An 18208-nucleotide genomic window follows, 5' to 3' on the forward strand; every position below is an offset into this window, starting at 1 on the left:
GCACCATCCGTCCCACAGTTATCCACAGGCGCAAGCGCCCCTCAAAGCGACAGATCGGCGAGGGCCGGGAGTTCGGCGCGGGCGGCGGCCCGCGCGGCCGACGCCGTACCGGCCGCCCGCGCGGCGGCCGCGGCCCGGCGGCAGTCGTCCACGGTGTGCCGGGCGAGCGCGGCGCGCACCCGGGGCAGCGCGGACGCGGCCATGGAGAGCGACGTCACGCCCAGACCCACGAACACGCAGGCCAGCGCGGGGTCGGCCGCCGCCTCACCACAGACGCCGCAGTCCCGGCCGGAGCCCCCGGCGGCCGCGGCGGTCAGCGCGACGAGGTCGAGCACGGCGGGATGCCAGGGGTCCTGCAGCCCCGCGAGCGCCCCCGCCTCCCGGTCGGCGGCGAGGGTGTACTGCGTCAGATCGTTCGTCCCGATCGAGAAGAAGCCGGTCACCGCGGCGAGGTCGGCGGCACGCAGAGCGGCCGCGGGGATCTCGATCATCACTCCGGCCGAGGGCAGCCCGGCCGCGCGGCACGCCTCGCCGAACCAGACGGCCTCCTCCGCCGTGGCGACCATCGGCGCCATCACCTGGACCCGCGCCGACGTGCCCTTGGCCGCCCTGGCCAGCGCTTCGAGCTGTGCGGCCAGCACCTCGGGGAAGCGGCGGAACAGCCGCACCCCGCGCTCGCCGAGCGCGGGGTTGGGCTCGGGAGCCGGCGGCGGCAGGAAGTCGAGCGGCTTGTCGGCCCCGGCGTCGAGGACGCGGACGATCACCCGCGAGCCCGAGAACGCCTCGAACACCTCGCGGTAGGCGTCCTGCTGCTCCTCCCAGGTCGGCGGGTCGACCCGGTCCAGGAAGAGGAACTCGGTGCGGAACAGGCCGACCCCCTCCGCGCCCGCCGCCAGCGCGGCCGCGATGTCGGCCGGCCCGCCCACGTTCGCGAGCAGCGGCACGGCGTGGCCGTCGGCGGTGGCGCCGGCCCCCGAGACGGCGGCGAGAAGTGCCGTGCTCTGCTCCGCCGCCCGCACCGCCCGGGCCACCTCGTCCTCGTCCGGCGACAGCCGTACGACGCCGGTCGAGCCGTCGACCAGCAGTGGCGTGCCGGGCGGGATCGCGCCCGCACCCGCGCAGCCCACGACCGCGGGCACGCCCAGCGCGCGGGCCAGGATCGCGGTGTGACTGGTCGGCCCGCCCTCCTCGGTCACGAACGCCACGACCGTCGCGGGGTCGAGCAGCACGGTGTCCGCGGGCGCGAGATCCCTGGCCACCAGCACGTACGGCTCGGCGGGGTCGGCGGGCAGGCCCGGCAACGCCAGGCCCTCCAGCGCCGCGACGACCCGGTCCCTGATGTCGTCGAGGTCGGCGGCCCTCGCGGCCAGGTAGCCGCCCGCGGCGGCCAGCAGCTCCCGATATCCGGTGAAAGCGTCGAAGACGGCGCGGGAGGCCGCGACGCCCTGCTCGATCAGCTCGGCCACCCTCGCGGCGAGGTCGGGGTCGCGGGCCATCATGGCCTGCGCGGCGAGGACGTCCCGCGCCTCGCCGCCCGCCTGGTCGCCGCGCGCGGCGAGGTCGGCGGCCACCCGCTCCAGGGCCTGCTCGGCCCGCAGCAGCTCGGCCCGCGCGTTCCCGCCGTGACGCGCGGCCCTGGGCGGCTCGGGGACGTCGCGCACCAGCCGGTGCGCCGGGCCGTAACCGGCGCCCGGGCTCACGCCCACGCCGGCCAGCCGATCCGCGTGCATGGTCAGGGCGCCGACGCGATGGCGGCGAGCCGGTCCAGGAACTCGTCCGCGCCCTCGGCGTCGGCGCTGATGACGATGGTCTCGCCCTGGCGCACGTCCAGGGCCAGCACCGACAGGATGCTCTTCGCGTTCACCGGCGGGACGCCGAACTTGGCGACGGTGACGTCGAAGGGCGCCTGGGCCGCGGTCTGCACGAACGTCGCGGCGGGACGGGCGTGCAGCCCCACTTCGGACATGACGGTGACCTTACGCTCGGCCACGTTTCCTCCTCTTCTGTCGGGGTTCTCCCAGCGGTTTTCTTGCGGATTCCCCCGGATCGTCGGGGTCTCCCACGCGGATTCTGCTCGCCTCGGGCGGTCCACCGCCAACCGGGCCCCCGTTCGGCACTCATTTACCCGGCGGGCCGGCGTTCACGACCGCTCAGAGCCGCTCCGGAGCCGCGGTGGAACAGCGGACGGCCCGCCAGTGCCCCGGCGCCGTCCTGGAATCGCCAGGCCGCTTTCGGGGGCCGCCGTCACGACCAGTGGAACAGCTCGTCGCCCGCGCCCACGCCACCGCGGACCTCGCCGTCGACCTCGCCGGCCGCCGCGTCCAGGGCGACCACCGGGCAGATCGGCGACCGGCCGCCCGCCTCGACCGCGGCCGGATCCCAGAAGACCACCGGCTGACCGGCCCGGACCCGGTCCCCCTCGGCGGCGAGCAGCCGGAAGCCCTCCCCCTTGAGCTGCACGGTGTCGATGCCGAGGTGCACGAGGACGCCCCGGCCGTCGTCCCCCAGGACGATGTAGGCGTGCGCGCGCAGCTTGACGATGGTCCCGCTGATCGGGGCGACGGCCTGGCCGGGCTCGCGCCGGGGGTCGATCGCCGACCCGGGCCCCACCATGGCCTGGGAGAAGACCGGGTCCGGCACGGCCACCAGACCGATCGCCGTCCCCGCCACCGGGGCGAGAACCGCCGTCACCACGCCCCCTCCTGTCCGGCTCGCCCCACGGCCTCAGCCGATGAGCTCCTCGATGTCGCTCGCGATCGTGTCGGCGTCGGGGCCCACCACGACCTGTACGACGTTGCCCGCGAGCATCACGCCGTGGACGCCCGCCGCCCTGAGGGCCGCCTGGTCGACCTTGGAGGCGTCGTACACCTCCGTCCGCAGCCGCGTGATGCACGGCTCGATCTCGATGACGTTGTCCACACCACCGAGCCCAGCGATGATCGCCCGGACATCTGCCGCCATGTCGGTCCTCCTCGAAATGCGTGCTGTGCGCAGGCTAATCCGTCTGCGTGACCTTGTTCAGACCTCGCGGAGCGTCGGGGTCGATGCCCAGCCTGCGGGCGAGCGCCTCGGTGAGGAGCTGGCCGGGGACGATCAGGCCCATGGGCGCCACCCATTCGGGCAGGTCGGGGCCGTTCAGCGCGGCGGTGGACGCCGCGGCGAGCGCCGTGCCGCCGCCGACGCCGAACGCGGAGGCGCCCGCGCCGGTGACCCGCTCGGCGAGCGCGACCGTGCCGGGCAGCGTCGGCCCCTCGCCGGCCGCGACCAGGATGGCCGGGGTCTCCTCGTCCACGACGGCGATCGGCCCGTGCAGCAGGTCCGCGTACGACAGACCCATGGCGTGCAGGTAGCAGGCCTCCTTCAGCTTGAGCGCGAGTTCGAGCGCGGTGGAGAAGGCGAAGCCCCGGCCGGAGACGACCACGCCGGGCTTGCCGACGAGGCCCTCGACCACGGCGGCCAGGTCGCCGGGGTCGTCGACCAGCTTCTCCACCGCGTCCGGCACCCGCTGCAGGTCGTCGGCGTTCACGTCGGCGCCGACCCCGAGGGCGAGCACCGCGAGCGCGGCGAGCTGCGTGGTGTACGTCTTGGTGGCCGGGACGGCCTTCTCCTCGCCCGCCAGCGTGCAGAGGGCCAGGTCGGCGACCTCGGCCAGCGGCGAGGCGGGGCCGCCGTTGGTGATCGCGACGGTCTTCGCGCCGCAGCTCTTCGCCCAGTCGAGGGTCTCGACGATCTCCTCGGTGCGGCCGGACTGGGACAGGCCCACCGCCAGCACGCCGTCCAGGTCGACCCTGCGGCGATAGGTGGTGGCGATCGACGGAGCGCCGAGCGCGCACATGCGACCGGCGCGGGCCTCGATCAGGTAGCGGCCGTACACCGCCGCGTTGTCCGACGTGCCGCGCGCGACGAACAGCAGGTGCCGGGTCTGCTCGGCGAGTCGCCGCACCTCGTCCACCCGGGGCAGCAGCGCGTCAAGCGTGGCGCGGAGCGCGGCGGGCTGCTCGGCGATCTCGCTGCGCATCTTGGTCGTCATTTGGTGCCATCCTCAAATCTCGGCTTGGCGAGACCTTGCCGTTATCGATCCGTCTCTGGTCCGTACATTGACACACAATTCCCAGCTGTGGTCTAGTCCGGACTAGACCAGCACGAACCATAACCCAACTGAAATGATCAGATCGAGAGGGGAGGGATCAGTGGCTCAGATCGATCCGGACAGCCCGGTGCCCAAGTACTTCCAGCTCCGGGAGATCCTGCTCGATCTCATCGAGAGCAACGAGCTGGCGATCGGCGCGGCGATCCCCTCCGAGCGCGAGCTCTGCCAGCGGTTCCGCCTCTCCCGCATGACGGTGCGGCAGGCGGTCGACCACCTGGTGTCGGAGGGCAGGCTGCACCGGGTGCCGGGCAAGGGCACGTTCGTCGCCCGCCCCAAGATCGAGCTGGCCCTCCAGCTCACGTCGTTCAGCGACGACATGCGGGCCCGAGGCCTCACGCCCGGCTCGCGCGATCTGGACCGCCGGATCGTCCGGGCCAGCGCCCACCTCGCGCGTGAGCTCGGCATCCAGCCCGGCGACGCCGTCCACTTCATCGAGCGGCTGCGCACCGCCGACGGGGAGCCGCTCGCCATCGAGCGCGCCCACATCCCCGTGGCCCTCGCCCCGGACCTCGACGCCTACGACCTGTCCGGGCGCTCGCTGTACGCGCTGCTCGAATCGCGGTACAGCCTGGTGCTCGACGCGGGCGAGCTCACCATCGACGGCGGCATCGCCGACCCGGGCGACGCCGACCTGCTCAAGCTGCACAGGGGCGGCGCGGTCCTGCTGCTCGCCCGGCGTTCCTTCGCCGGCGGGGTGTGCGCCGAGCTCGGCGTCTCCACCTACCGCGCCGACCGTTACCAGCTCAGAACGCTCCTGGAGATCCCCGTCCGGCGTCCATAGCGCAAGCGATCCTCCCGAACCCCAGCCCTGGAGGAACACCGATGAGTTCACGCTCGGCCGAGACGGGACCGCCCGCCGTTCCGTCGTCGGGATCCGTCGTGATGGGCCTGCTGCAGCGTCTGGGCCGTTCCCTGATGCTGCCGATCGTCGTGCTGCCCGCCGCGGCGATCCTCAAGCGGTTCGGCCAGCCCGACATGCTGGGGTCCAACGGGCCCGCGCCCGGCGGCCTGGCCGACGTGGCGGGGTTCGAGTGGGTCGCCCACGTCGCCACCGTGCTGCTCAACGCCGGCGACGCGCTCTTCGACGCCCTGCCGCTGCTGTTCGCGGTGGGCGTCGCGGTCGGCTTCGCCCGCCGCTCGGACGGCTCGACGGCCGTCGCGGCGCTGGTCGGCTACCTGGTCTTCGACCGGGTGACCAAGGGGCTGTTCTTCCAGGCCCCCGCCGTGGACGCGGTGCACAAGCGGGTCGCGCACACCGTGGTCGGCGCGGACGGCGTCGCGCTGGACACGATCAACTGGTCCGCGAACAACCCGACCGGGGTGCTCGGCGGCATCGTCATCGGCGTCGTCACGGCGCTGCTGTGGCAGCGGTACTACCGGATCAAGCTGCCCGCCTGGCTGGCCTTCTTCGGTGGCCGGCGGTTCGTCCCGATCGTGACGGCCTTCGCCGGGGTCGTGCTCGGCGTCGTCTTCGGCCTGATCTGGCCGCCGGTCGGCGAGTGGATCAACAGCCTCGGCAAGGTGATCGCCGACAACAGCGTGGTCGGCGCCGGCGTGTACGGCGTGGCCAACCGCCTGCTCATCCCGCTCGGCCTGCACCACATCATCAACTCGATCGTGTGGTTCCAGGTGCCCGGCTGCTCGAACGCGGCCGGCGCGCAGTTCGCCGGCGACCTGACCTGCTACCTCCAGGGCGCGGACGGCTTCGGCTCGTTCATGACCGGCTTCTTCCCGGTCATGATGTTCGGCCTGCCGGCCGCCGCGGTGGCGATCTGGCGGGCCGCGCCCGCCCACCGGCGCCCGGCCGTCGGCGGCATCATGATCTCCGCGGCGCTGGTCTCCTTCGTCACCGGCATCACCGAGCCGATCGAGTTCGCGTTCATCTTCGTCGCCCCGCTGCTGTTCGTCGTGCACGCCGTGCTCACCGGCGTCTCCATGGCGCTGACCGCCTGGCTGGGGGGTCGGCTCGGCTTCGGGTTCTCCGCCGGCGCCACCGACGCCCTGCTCAACATCAGCAAGAGCAACACCCACCAGTTCTGGCTGGTCATGGGCATCGGCGTCGTCTACGCCGTGATCTACTACGCGGTCTTCAGCTTCCTGATCAAGAAACTGAACTTCATGACCCCGGGCCGCGAACCCGAGCCGGACGTCGACTCCGGCGAGAGCGTGGAACCGGTCCGCACCCGCCTCTGATCCGGTCAGGGCAAAACTCCGTCACAAGTGCGCCGTAATCCGGCGGGCGCCACTCCAACCGCCCGCTGCACCGGCCGGACCTTGCCCGCATAGCGTCACATCACCACCCCTCGGGCCGGAAAGTTGGCGGCGTTCGTATCAACCGGCCGGGCCGGAATCTCTAGTAGTCGTCACGTCCGCCGACGAACCTGGGGGGTTCCGATGCCCGAACCGACGCCGCGCCCGATCCGCCTGCCACGGCTCCTGCCCGTTCCCACAGCCGATCCCGCGTACGACGAGGCCCCGACCGGCAGCCTGTCGCCGGACGCGGCCGCGCCGGACGACCCGCCCCGGACGTACGGCGCGCTCGCCCTGGCCTCGGGCGGTGGGCCGCTCCTCCACGGCCCGTACGGCGCGCTGCCCGACGAACGGCGGCTGCGCGGCCTCGGCCGCGCCATGGCGGAGATCCTCTGCGGGCGCCGTCCGCCCGCCACCGTGCAGGACCGGCTCAGCGAGCGCGCGTACGGCGAGCTGATCCGGGCCGGGAAGATGATCGACGCTCCACGGCCGCCCATGGTCGGCGCTCCGCACATCCAGCGGCCGGACGACGGCGTGGTGGAGATGTGCCTGCTGATCCATTGCGGGCCGCGCAGCCACGCCCTCGCCCTGCGCCTCGAACGCCGGGGTGTCCAGTGGCTCGTCACCGACTTCGAGACCGCGTGACGCCAGGGGACGTGGCGCCGCTGGACGGCCCGCCGACGCCGAAGCGGTCCCATGCCGCCCGATCCGCCTGTGATGCTCTCAGGCGCGGTTCAGCGGGCGGGCGCGGGGCGGCCGGCGGGCCGCCCCGCGCCCGAAAAGGGGAGGCCCCCGCCGGATCTCCGGCGGGGGCCTCCCCTGATGACGCGATCAGGCCTCGACGTTCTTCGGGTCGCCGTGGCACCGCTTGTACTTCTTGCCCGAGCCGCACGGACACGGGGAGTTGCGCTCCACGTTGCCGTACGCGGCGCGCTGCTCCGGCGTGGAGCGGACCCGGCTGACCTCGACGTCGCCGGTCTCGCCGGGCGCCGTGTAGACCATCTCGCTGGGGCGGGCCGGCTGGCGCAGCGCCCTGGCGATGATCGAGCTCGCCTCGTGCACGGAGTCGTCCGCGTGCTCATGGTCGTGGTCGTGGTCGTGCTCCTCGACGATCGGGTTCGCCTGGACCTCGACCTCGAGGTTGAACAGGTAGCCGGCCGACTCCTCCTTGATGCCGTCGAGCATCGCGGAGAACATCTCGAAGCCCTCGCGCTGGTATTCCACCAGCGGGTCTTTCTGCGCGTAGGCGCGCATGCCGATGCCCTCCTGGAGATAGTCCATCTCGTAGAGGTGCTCGCGCCACTTGCGGTCGATCACCGAGAGGATCACCCGGCGCTCCAGCTCGCGCATCGCCTCGGAGCCGAGCTCCTCCTCGCGCCGCTGGTATGCCTCAAGCGCGTCGGCCTTGATCTTCTCGGCGATGAAATCGGCGCTCAGGTCCTCGCGCTCACCGCCGGCCTCCTGCACGAGCTGCTCGACGGTCGCCGAGACCGGGTAGAGCTGCCCGAAGGCCTTCCACAGCTTGTCGAGGTCCCACTCCTCGGCGAAGCCCTCGGCCGTGGCGGCCTTGACGTAGTCGTCGATCACGTTGGTGACGAACCCGCGGACCTGCTCGTGCAGGTCGGCGCCCTCAAGCACCCGGCGACGCTCGGCGTAGATCACCTTGCGCTGCCGGTTCATGACCTCGTCGTACTTGAGGACGTTCTTGCGGATCTCGAAGTTCTGCTGCTCGACCTGGTGCTGGGCGGACGCGATCGCCTTCGAGACGATGCCGGACTCGATCGGCACATCGTCGGGGATGTTCAGCCGCGTCATGATCATCTCGACCCGCGCCGAGTTGAACAGCCGCATCAGGTCGTCCTCCAGCGACAGGTAGAACCGGGACTCGCCCGGGTCTCCCTGACGGCCGGAACGGCCGCGGAGCTGGTTGTCGATGCGGCGGGACTCGTGCCGCTCGGTGCCGAGGACGTACAGGCCGCCGAGTTCGGTGACCTCCTCGTGCTCGGTCTTGACGGCCTCCTTGGCCTTCTCCAGCGCCTCGGTCCAGGCCTTCTCGTACTCGTCGGGGGTCTCGGTCAGAGACAGGCCGCGCTGCTCCAGCTCGAGGCCGGCGCGGAACTCGGGGTTGCCGCCGAGCATGATGTCGGTGCCGCGGCCGGCCATGTTGGTCGCGACCGTGACGGCGCCCTTGCGCCCCGCCTCGGCGACGATCGTGGCCTCACGGGCGTGGTTCTTCGCGTTCAGCACCTCGTGCTGCACGCCCTGGCGCTTGAGCATCCGCGACAGCTTCTCGGACTTCTCGACGCTGGTCGTGCCGACCAGGACCGGCTGGCCCCGCTCGAAGCGCTCCTTGATGTCCTCGACACACGCCTGGAACTTGGCGTCCTCCGTCTTGTAGACGACGTCCGCCTGGTCCTTACGGACCATCGGCCGGTTCGTCGGGATGGGGACGACGCCCAGCTTGTAGGTCTGGTGGAACTCGTTGGCCTCGGTCGCGGCGGTGCCGGTCATGCCGCCGAGCTTGGCGTAGAGGCGGAAGTAGTTCTGCAGGGTGATGGTGGCGAGGGTCTGGTTCTCGTCCTTGACCTTCACCCCCTCCTTGGCCTCGATGGCCTGGTGCATGCCCTCGTTGTAGCGACGGCCGTGCAGCACGCGCCCGGTGAACTCGTCGACGATCAGGACCTCGCCGTCGACGACGATGTAGTCCTTGTCCTTCTTGAACAGTTCCTTGGCCTTGAGCGCGTTGTTGAGGAACTGCACCAGGTGGGTGTGCTCGGGCTTGTAGAGGTTGTCGATGCCGAGCCAGTCCTCGACCCTCTCGACGCCGGCCTCCAGGACACCGACCGTGCGCTTCTTCTCGTCGACGACGTAGTCGCCGGTGCTCTCCTCGCCGTCCTTGCCCTCGGTGCCCCGGCGGAGCCTGGGCACGATCTTGGCGAACTCGGCGTACCACTTGCCGGACTGCTCGCCGGGACCGGAGATGATCAGCGGGGTGCGCGCCTCGTCGATGAGGATCGAGTCCACCTCGTCGACGATGGCGAAGTTGTGGCCGCGCTGGACGCACTCCTCGATGGACCACGCCATGTTGTCGCGCAGGTAGTCGAAGCCGAACTCGTTGTTCGTGCCGTACGTGATGTCGGCGTTGTACTGCTTGCGCCGCTCGTCCGGCGGCATGTTGGCGAGAATGACGCCGACCTCGAGGCCGAGGAAGCGGTGGACGCGGCCCATGTTCTCGGCGTCACGCTTCGCGAGGTAGTCGTTGACCGTGATGACGTGAACGCCCTTGCCGGAGATCGCGTTCAGGTAGGCGGGGAGAGTACAGGTGAGCGTCTTGCCCTCACCGGTGCGCATCTCGGAGATGTTGCCCATGTGCAGGTTGGCGCCGCCCATGAGCTGCACGTCGTACGGGCGCTGCCCCAGGACTCTGCGCGCGGCCTCCCGGACGGTGGCGAACGCCTCGGGCAGCAGGTCGTCGAGCGACTCGCCGTCGGCGTGGCGCTGCCGGTACTCGGCGGTCAGGGCGCGTAGCTCTGCGTCGGACAGGCTCTTGAAGTCTTCTTCAACGGAGTTGACCTGCTCGGCGATCCGCTTGAGCTTGCGCAGAGTCTTGCCCTCGCCGGCGCGAAGGATCTTGTCGAGAATGGCTGCCACTTTTAGTAAAGCTCCTCGCAGGTCTACCCCGGCGGATCCACCGGAGTGTGAGGACGAGACATACTTCCCCGCTGCCATCGTAGGCCGTTCCATCACTGGACACAGCCACCTGAGAGAGGACGGAGCGGCGTCATTACAACGGCCGAAGCCTCTCAGTCGTTCCCCGGCTCGCGTACCGACAAGGCCATCGGGTAGAAAACGGTGTATGGCAGAAAGCGCACATCAGGGCAGTCATGGCGGAAGCCCCAAGTCTTGGCTCGCCGTCATCATCATTGTCGCCGGTTTCACCGTCGGCGGCGTCGGCCTCACTCTCGGGCCGAGTTGGATCACTTTCTGGGTCGGAGCGGGCATCTGCGCGGTCGGTGGCGTGGTCGCCCTTCTGGTCGACATCTTCTCCGATGTGATCATCGACGCCCCGCGGGTGATGCCCGAGCGCGAGCACCGCTCCCCCTTCGAGCACCACGAGCTTCCCCAGCACTGATCCGGCCCCGTAACACCGTCGTAGTCGTTTTGTCGGTCACAGCGTCTAACATCGGCCGCTGTGACGGACCTGACAGCAGACGAGGCCCGCAGGATCATCCTCCGGGCCCAGGGTTTCCTCGGCGCCCGCTCCCGGAGTGGCGGAGTGCGCGGCATGCTCCGGCGCGTGGGCGCGGTACAACTCGACACCATCTCGGTGCTCGCACGTTCTCATGAACTCGTCGCGTACGCCCGGCTCGGAGCCATCGGCCGGGCGGCGGCCGAGCGGGCGTACTGGCGCGATCCGGCGCAGGCCTTCGAGTACTGGTGCCACGCCGCCTGCATCCTTCCCCTCGAACACTGGCCCCTGTACGCGTTCCGCCGCCGCGCCTACCGGGAGCGGCGGTACCGCTGGCACGAGGTGCCGCCCACGGTGGACAAGATCCTGGAGCAGGTCCGGCAGGACGGCCCGATCACGACGACCGACATCGGCGGCGCCCGGGTCGATCGGCGCGCCTCCGGCGCGACGCAGGCGGGCGAATGGTGGGACTGGTCCGACGCCAAGATCTCGATCGAATACCTGCTGGACATCGGTGAGGTGGTCTGCACCCGGCGGGTCGGCTGGCGGCGCGTCTACGACCTGGCCGAGCGGGCCGTCCCCCGTGACCTGCTCGACCGGGAGGTGACCGACGCGGAGGGCGTGGCCGCGCTCACCGCCATCGCCGGCCGCTCCCTCGGCGTGGCGACGCGGGCCGACCTCGTCGACTTCACCCGGGTTACGGGCAGGTACGCGGAGCTCCTCGACGACGCCCTGGAGAGCGGGGCCGCCGGGCTGACGCCGGTCCGCGTCTCCGGCTGGCCGGCCGCGCGGGCGCGGCGGGGCGCCACGGGCGACGGGGCGGCCAACGCCTGGGCCGATCCGCCCGCCCTGGAGGACGAGCCCCGCGGACGGCACCGCACGACGCTCCTGTCCCCTTTCGACTCGCTCATCTGGGAGCGGGCGCGCGCCGAGCGCGTCTTCGGGCTGAGCCACCGTCTGGAGGCGTACGTCCCGAAGCACAAGCGCGTGCACGGATACTTCGCGATGCCGGTGCTGGCCGGCGGACGAATCGTCGGCCGGGTGGATCCGGCCCGGGAGGGGTCGGTTTTCGTCGCCCGGCAGGTCGGGTTCGAGCCGGGGCCCCGACCGGCCGCGGCCGTCGAGGCGATGCGGGACGCGCTGTGGGAGGCGGCGAGCTGGGTCGGCTGCACGAGCGTCCGCGTCGAGCGCGTCACCTCGCCCGAGCACGAGGGTCCGCTGCGGGCCGCGCTCGCCGCTCAGGCGGAGCCGCCGGACGGCCCCGCCTGAGCCACCGTCAGGTGATCTCCAGCAGGCGCTCCCGGACGGCGTAGACGACCGCCTCCATCCGGGAGTGCAGCTGGAGCTTCTCCAGGATGTTGCGCACGTGGTTCTTGACGGTGTTCTCGGAGATGAACAGATCCTTGGCGATCTCCCGGTTGTTCATGCCCTTGGCGACCAGCCGGAGCACCTCCATCTCGCGCTCGGTCAGCCGGGGCACCGGGAGCTGCGGCGGCCGTTCGGCCTCCTTGCGGCTCATGTGCTGGAACTCGCTGATCAGCTTGGCCGCCATCGCCGGGTTGATGAGCGACTGGCCCTCGTGAACGCCGCGCACGGCGTCGGGCACCTCGTCCAGCTGGACGTCCTTGAGAAGGTAGCCGGTGGCGCCGGCCTTGATCGCGTCGAAGAGGTCCTCCTCCTCGTCGCTCACGGTCAGCATGATGATCCGCGTGCTCGGCACCGACTCCTTGATGCTCCGCGTGGCCCCGATGCCGTCCTGCCGGGGCATCCGCACGTCCATGAGCACCACGTCGGGAAGCAACCGGCCGGCGAGCTCCACCGCTTCCTGGCCGTCGCTCGCCTCGCCGACCACCTCGATGTCGTCCTCGGCGGCCAGCGCGAGCTCCAGGCTGCGGCGGATCAGCGCGTGGTCGTCCACGATGAGGACGCGGATCGGCTCACCGCTTCGCTCCCTCACTTCTCCTCCTTGCGGGGGTCAAGGTAGCCGGGTCGCCATCATTACACGGCTTCCGGCGCGAGAGAGGATCTTCGTTCGCGGGGGACGGGCCCGGCCCGTGGATTCCGCGGGGCGCGGAATCCACGGGTGGCTCCTATCGCTCGACCAGTCTGAGCACGCCGTAGCTGTAGCCACGCCGGCGGTAGACGACGCTCGGGTGCCCGCTTTCCTTGTCTCTGAAGAGGAAGAAGTCGTGCCCGACGAGCTCCATTTCAAGAAGAGCCTGGTCGATCGTCATCGGGTCGGCCTCGTGGAACTTCTCCCGGACGACGAGCGGCCCCTCGCCGTCCATTTCGATCTGCACGATCGGTTCCTCGTACGCAGTCTGCTGCGGGACCTCGGTCCGGGACTCAGCCTGGAGCGACGGCCCGGTGACCTCCGGGGTGGCCTCGCCCAGTCCGGCCGTGAGGATGCCCACCGAGGGCGGGCTGCTCTTCCCGTGATGGACCTTGCGCCGGTCCGCCAGCTTGCGCAGGCGGGCCTCCAGCTTGCTCAGCGCGAGGTCCAGCGCCGCGAAGCGATCGTCCGCCGCGGCCTCGGCGCGGATCGCCGGGCCCCGGGAGCGGACCGTCAGCTCCACGCGCTCCCGCTGATCGCTCATCCGAGGATTCCGCTCCTTGGACACTTCCACGTCCGCCCGGATGAGCCGGTTGTCCAGTCGCTCGATTCTGGCCAGCTTCGTGGTCACGTGCTCACGGAATCGGTCACTCACACCGGTGTGCCGTCCCTTGACGATGATGTCCACGCAAAAGCCCCCCTTCGCATCTCGACTGTGATGGAGAGCGCGACGCGCTCGCGGCACCCGTCCGGCCGACCTGGTCTTCGTCCCCACATCCGCCTGCTGAGGGATTCGCAGCTCTTTGCCACTAACGCCCTTCTCTCCTTGCGGGGGACATCTGGACCCCCGGGAAGGCAGGACTTACCTCTAAGCCGCACCGTGATCGGACGACCAAGAGTCGCCTTACGTGGACCGTTTCGCCTGCGGCTGGCATCGGCTAGCAGAACCGGCCCCCTCAAGGGGGTCGATCCGGCGCAACCACGGACCCGAACGGGTGCCATGTCCTGAACGCTAGTCGCTGCCGGGCCGAATGTCAGCCGCGCGCCTCGCCGATCGATCACAGTCGGTGACCTCCGGGAAGATCCGTCCTCCGCGCCACCGGTCCGGCGCGAACGGTTCGCCCCTGTCGCCCAGGGGTACAGTGCCCGCTGAACAGGACTTCCTGTCCATCGCGGACCAAAGTTGTGGCATCGGACACAAAGCCTGGATCGATCGTTTCTTTACCCTCCGTCAACGGCGTGATCTATGTCTCCCTGGCGTGTCGCGCCATCGGATTCCGGTCCCTTTCCCGGGTTCTCGGCGTGGCGGCGACGGTGATCGCCAGCGGCACTGCGGCGCCGGTCTCCCGTACTGCGCGGGCCGCCTCCGCGAGGGTCGCGCCGGTGGTGACGATGTCGTCAACCAGCAGGACGGCGCCCACACGGCCGCCAGAGGGCCGTGCGACGGCGGTGCGGCTCGGGGCGGCCACGAATGCGTCCCGCAGGTTGGCGGCCCGCTGCGTGGAGCTGAGGCCCGCCTGGTCCGCCACCCGGCGGCCCTGCCGCAGCATCGGCGCGGCGGTGACCGGAAGCCCGCGCCGCCGCAGCAGTTTCGCCGCCCCGGACGTGATCACGCCGACCGGGTCGTGGCCGCGCCTGCGCGAGGCGGCGCGGGCGCTGGGCACGGGCACCAGGGCGACGGAGGGATGCCCAGGACGCCAGGCGTGGGCCGCGAGGGCGGTCTCCGCGACCTCGGCCAGGACCGCGGACAGCAGAGGGGCCAGGGCCGTACGGCCGCGCTCCTTGTAGGCCAGCAGGACCCGGCGGGCGGCGCCGTCATAACGGGTCGCCGACCAGCACTCGGGCAGGCCGGGAGGAACCGGGTCGGGCGGGCGCGTCGCCGGCTCGCGGAGGACCTCCTCCAGACAGAGCGGGCAGACGAGCGCGCCGGGCTCGCCACACCCGGCGCACCGGGGCGGCAGGACCAGGTCGAGCAGGGCCGCGAGCACTCGCCCACCCTGTCAGGGACCACCGACAGTTCCGCCCCGCGCGGAACTCAGCCGAGGGGGTAGACGGGGGTGCTCGCGCCGTCCTTGGCCTCGGTCACCCATTGGCTCTTCTTGGCGTCCCAGGACAGGACCTCGCCTCCGTCGCCGCCGTCGCCGCTGTCGTCGCCGCCGGCGAGCAGGGAGTCCCCAGCCGCGCTGATGGTCGACACGTGCGCGGCCGACTTGGGCTCCTCCGACCGCCCGTCGGTCACCGAGTACACGGTGTAGACGCGCCCGCCCTTGAGGCTGTCGGACAGGACGACGACGTGCTGCCCGTCCTTCCAGGCGACGTCGAGGATGCGCTGGTTCTCCTTGGCCTCCACCAGCGTCCGCAGCTCGCCGATCCGCGGGTTGCCCTCGTCCCGGATGATCGGGCCGGTCCGCACCTCGGGTCCGTGGCCGTTGTCGACGATCATCGCCACGCGGGCGCCGTCACGGGCGACGCGAAGCGCCTCGACGTTGGCCTCGGCGATGTCGGCCGGGATGAGGACCCGCTGCGGCGCCGCGCCGTACGCGGTCCAGACGCGCAGCTCGCCGGCGATGTTCTCGGCCGCCCACACGGCGCCGTAGCGGTCCCAGGAGGGCGGGGTGAGGGTGCTGCCCTTCGTGCCGCCCATCCACTTGTCCCAGCGGCTGTCCTCGGTCATGGAGGAGACGTAGACGGCGCCGTCGTCGCCGAGCGCGGCCACCTTGGCCATCCGGTCGGTGCCGGAGATCGCCGGAGAGGAGAAGCCCATGGTCTTCTGGCCCGCCACGCCCTCGACCACCGGGTCGTCCGCGTCGTGGTCGATCCGGTGCAGCACCCCGCCCCGCATGAAGTAGGCGGGCTGCTCGCCGGTGAGGACGGCGGGGTTGAACTCGGGGTAGTTCTGCGACTTGATGCTGCGGCCGTCCCCCGGGAGCGGCTCCCCGTTCACCTGGATCTGGATGCTCTGGCCGGGGACGACCTGGCCGAGCGTCCAGGCGAGCTGTGCGCAGACCGCCCTGAGCTGGTCGGACCGGTCGCCGATCACCGCCATCGCGGAGGTGAAGTCGAGGATCACGCTGTCGCCGTCGGCGGCGACGCGGATCAGCCGGGCACCCTCGGGGAGGACGTTCCCCACCGCGCCGCGCAGCGACTGCCCGGGGCCGCGCAGCAGCCACCGCACCAGGGTCTCCACCTGGCTCTCGCTCGGGTCGATCGGGATGGCGACGTGGTCGGCGACGAGCCACCTGCCGCTGACGTCCGGGTAGTAGAGGTCGAACGCCTCGTACGCGCGCTTGATGTCGGAGGACGAGAGAAGCAGTCCCGGCGGCGCGGCGGAGATGCGCCACTCCTCGCCGACCTTCTTGAGCGCGAACGTCACGTCCCGGTCGGCGCCGGTGAGCGTGAGGTCCTGGTAGCGCCCCTCGCCGTCGATGGTCGCGGCGACCGTGCCGCGGAAGGTCATGGTGACGCCGCCGCCGTCGCTCTCCTCCTTGGGGCGGGCCGCGTCGAAGACGGTGACGCCGCTCTCGGGGTTCCACTCGGTGAGCGCGTCGCCGGTGAGGTACTGCTTGGCGATCTTCCAGTCGGGGTCCTCCACGCTCGCCATCGCGGCGCGGAAGCCCGCGACGATGTCGAGCGGCTGGGCGCCCGCCTTCGGCGGCGCGGCGATCATCCGCACGTACGGCGCGTTGAGCGGATCGCTGTTGCTCTCCTCCTTGGCCGGGATGGGGCTCCCGCTGGTCGGGATGACGGCGCACGCCGTCCCACTGCCCGCGAGCGCGAGCGCGGTGACCGCGGCCGCCGCGTACCTGATCGGGCCCGACCTAATCCACATCGAAGACGCCCCCGTCCCCCATCCCCGTGGGCAGCGCGGACACGTGGCCGCGCCAGCTCCGCCGCATCTCGACCTCGGGCGGCACTAGGGGGAGCGGTGACCCCCTCAGTTCCGCCCCCTCCTGGCGCGGGAGCGAGAGCCGGAACTGGGTCCCCTCCCCCGGCGACCCCCACGCCTGGAGCCAGCCCCCGTGCAGCAGCGCGTCCTCGCGTGAGATGGCCAGGCCGAGCCCCGTCCCCCCGATGGTCCTGGCCCGTGAGGGGTCGGCCCGCCAGAACCGGTCGAAGACCAGGTTCTCCTCGCCCGGTTTCAGCCCCACGCCGTGGTCGCGCACGGCGACCGCCACGGCGTCCCTGTCGCCGCCCAGCGTGACGACGATGTCCTTGCCCTCGCCGTGCTCGATCGCGTTGAACAGCAGGTTGCGCAGGATGCGCTCCACCCGGCGGCTGTCCACCTCGGCCATGCAGGGCTCGCTGGGCAGGCGCAGCTCGAAGCGGGTCGCGTGCTGCTCCGCCAGCGCCTCGGAGTCGCCGATCGCGCTCAGCACCACGTCGCGCATGTCCACCGGCTCCAGGTCGAGCGTCGCGGCTCCCGCGTCGTACCTGCTGATCTCCAGCAGGTCGGCGAGCATCGACTCGAAGCGTTCGAGCTGGTTCTGCATCAGCTCGGCCGAGCGCCGGGCGGCCGGTTCGAAGTCGTCGCGGCTCTCGTAGAGCAGGTCGGCGGCCATCCTGACCGTGGTCAGCGGGGTGCGCAGCTCGTGCGACACGTCGGACACGAACTGCCGCTGGACCTGGGACAGCTCCTCAAGCTGGTGGATCTTGACGGCGAGGTTGGACGCCATCTCGTTGAACGACGTGGCCAGCCGGGCCAGGTCGTCCTCGCCGCGCACCTTGAGCCGCTCCTCCAGGCGGCCGGCCGCGAGCCGTTCCGCCGCCTGGCGGGCGAGCCGTACGGGCGTGACGACCTGGCGGGTGACCAGCGAGGCGATGGCGGCGAGCAGCAGCACGAGGACGGCGCCGACGACGATGAGGAGCTGCCTGATGGACGACAGGGTCCGCTCCTCCTCGCCCATCGGGAAGAGGTGGTAGATCTCGTAGACGGTGCCGTTGTACGAGACGACCTTGGCGCCGACCACCATGCCGATCTCGGGGGCCTTGCCGAGGAAGTGCAGCTGGACGCCGATCTGCGCGTAGGGCGGGTCCAGCGGGCCGAGCTTGCGCACCTTCTCGCGCATCGTCTCGGGAACGCTCCGCCAGTCGATGTTGCCGGTCGCCCGGTCCTCGCCCACGGCCATGTCGTTGCGGATGACCACGCTGTAGCGGGACCCGGCCCGCTCGGCGAGGCTCTGGGCGACCACGTCCACGGGGTTGTCCGAGGAGGTCGCCGCACCGTCCCCGGACGCCGGCTGCTTGGTGGAGTCGCCGGCGAGGGGAGGGTTCTCCAGGTGGCCCGAGATGGTGGTGACGTTCGCGGCGGCCTCGGCGACGGCGACGTTCCTACGGCCGTCGACCATGGACTTGACGATGGACTGCATCAGGAAGACGCCGAGGACCACGACCACGGTCATCGAGATGACCAGGGTGCTGGTCACCACCTGGAGCTGGAGCGAGCGCCGCCACACGCCGCGGGCCCGGCGCGCGGCGTGCCGGGCCCTCCGGCGGACGCCGCGCGCGATCTGGCGTGGGCTCCTCCGGAGGGGGTGTTTGGCGGGGACGGGCATCGCGGGTCGACCAG

16 protein-coding genes are annotated in these 18208 nt (G+C 71.4%); 5 read left to right on the forward strand and 11 right to left on the reverse strand.

All coding sequences use genetic code 11. From position 1 onward, the window contains the following. Positions 1-41: 41 nt before the first annotated feature. The 5 genes from ptsP to AWQ71_RS08330 all read right to left on the reverse strand — a co-directional run bounded on the left by ptsP (position 42) and on the right by AWQ71_RS08330 (position 4030). Positions 42-1730: a phosphoenolpyruvate--protein phosphotransferase gene (ptsP, locus tag AWQ71_RS08310; RefSeq protein WP_067129288.1), complete on the reverse strand. Its 1689-nt coding sequence runs from the start codon at positions 1728-1730 to the stop codon at positions 42-44. Between the two features lie 2 nt (positions 1731-1732). Next, on the reverse strand, positions 1733-1990 hold the full coding sequence (locus AWQ71_RS08315) for an HPr family phosphocarrier protein (RefSeq protein WP_067129293.1): 258 nt from the start codon (positions 1988-1990) through the stop codon (positions 1733-1735). A 254-nt stretch (positions 1991-2244) separates the two neighbouring features. Next, positions 2245-2691: a PTS sugar transporter subunit IIA gene (locus AWQ71_RS08320; RefSeq protein WP_067130336.1), complete on the reverse strand. Its 447-nt coding sequence runs from the start codon at positions 2689-2691 to the stop codon at positions 2245-2247. Positions 2692-2724: 33 nt separating this feature from the next. After that, positions 2725-2961 (reverse strand): PTS sugar transporter subunit IIB, encoded by a 237-nt coding sequence (locus AWQ71_RS08325; protein ID WP_067129296.1) that lies wholly within the window; start codon positions 2959-2961, stop codon positions 2725-2727. A 34-nt stretch (positions 2962-2995) separates the two neighbouring features. Beyond that, positions 2996-4030 (reverse strand): SIS domain-containing protein, encoded by a 1035-nt coding sequence (locus tag AWQ71_RS08330; RefSeq protein WP_067129299.1) that lies wholly within the window; start codon positions 4028-4030, stop codon positions 2996-2998. Positions 4031-4190: 160 nt separating this feature from the next. Here AWQ71_RS08330 and AWQ71_RS08335 point away from each other — a divergent pair, with 160 nt between their 5' ends. The 3 genes from AWQ71_RS08335 to AWQ71_RS08345 all read left to right on the forward strand — a co-directional run bounded on the left by AWQ71_RS08335 (position 4191) and on the right by AWQ71_RS08345 (position 7045). Next, entirely contained in the window at positions 4191-4931 is a 741-nt protein-coding gene (locus AWQ71_RS08335) for a GntR family transcriptional regulator (protein WP_245658178.1), read from the forward strand. A gap of 41 nt (positions 4932-4972) precedes the next feature. Further along, positions 4973-6343, forward strand: a complete 1371-nt coding sequence (locus tag AWQ71_RS08340) for a PTS transporter subunit EIIC (RefSeq protein ID WP_067129305.1) — start codon at positions 4973-4975, stop codon at positions 6341-6343. Between the two features lie 201 nt (positions 6344-6544). Next, a complete protein-coding gene (locus AWQ71_RS08345; protein ID WP_067129308.1) occupies positions 6545-7045 on the forward strand; it encodes an Rv3235 family protein in 501 nt (166 codons plus the stop codon). Between the two features lie 186 nt (positions 7046-7231). Here the strand turns inward: AWQ71_RS08345 and secA are convergent, their stop codons facing one another. Beyond that, complete coding sequence (secA, locus tag AWQ71_RS08350) at positions 7232-10051, reverse strand: preprotein translocase subunit SecA (RefSeq protein WP_067129311.1); 2820 nt, start codon at positions 10049-10051, stop codon at positions 7232-7234. A gap of 205 nt (positions 10052-10256) precedes the next feature. Here secA and AWQ71_RS08355 point away from each other — a divergent pair, with 205 nt between their 5' ends. Together AWQ71_RS08355 and AWQ71_RS08360 are read left to right on the forward strand one after the other, a co-directional pair. Continuing rightward, positions 10257-10532: an HGxxPAAW family protein gene (locus tag AWQ71_RS08355; protein WP_067129314.1), complete on the forward strand. Its 276-nt coding sequence runs from the start codon at positions 10257-10259 to the stop codon at positions 10530-10532. 60 nt (positions 10533-10592) lie between these two features. Continuing rightward, on the forward strand, positions 10593-11858 hold the full coding sequence (locus tag AWQ71_RS08360) for a winged helix-turn-helix domain-containing protein (protein WP_067129317.1): 1266 nt from the start codon (positions 10593-10595) through the stop codon (positions 11856-11858). A 7-nt stretch (positions 11859-11865) separates the two neighbouring features. Here the strand turns inward: AWQ71_RS08360 and AWQ71_RS08365 are convergent, their stop codons facing one another. The 5 genes from AWQ71_RS08365 to mtrB form a co-directional block, all read right to left on the reverse strand. Further along, a complete protein-coding gene (locus AWQ71_RS08365; RefSeq protein ID WP_067129320.1) occupies positions 11866-12546 on the reverse strand; it encodes a response regulator in 681 nt (226 codons plus the stop codon). A 133-nt stretch (positions 12547-12679) separates the two neighbouring features. Beyond that, complete coding sequence (hpf, locus tag AWQ71_RS08370) at positions 12680-13330, reverse strand: ribosome hibernation-promoting factor, HPF/YfiA family (protein WP_067129323.1); 651 nt, start codon at positions 13328-13330, stop codon at positions 12680-12682. Between the two features lie 556 nt (positions 13331-13886). Further along, positions 13887-14630: a ComF family protein gene (locus AWQ71_RS08375; RefSeq protein WP_067129326.1), complete on the reverse strand. Its 744-nt coding sequence runs from the start codon at positions 14628-14630 to the stop codon at positions 13887-13889. A 47-nt stretch (positions 14631-14677) separates the two neighbouring features. Next, a complete protein-coding gene (locus tag AWQ71_RS08380) occupies positions 14678-16471 on the reverse strand; it encodes an LpqB family beta-propeller domain-containing protein (protein ID WP_067129327.1) in 1794 nt (597 codons plus the stop codon). Next, positions 16461-18194: an MtrAB system histidine kinase MtrB gene (gene mtrB, locus AWQ71_RS08385; protein WP_067129330.1), complete on the reverse strand. Its 1734-nt coding sequence runs from the start codon at positions 18192-18194 to the stop codon at positions 16461-16463. The genes AWQ71_RS08380 and mtrB overlap by 11 nt, the downstream gene beginning before the upstream one ends. Positions 18195-18208 lie beyond the last annotated feature (14 nt).

Source organism: Microtetraspora malaysiensis (genome assembly GCF_001528665.1).
GTDB lineage: Bacteria > Actinomycetota > Actinomycetes > Streptosporangiales > Streptosporangiaceae > Microtetraspora_A > Microtetraspora_A malaysiensis.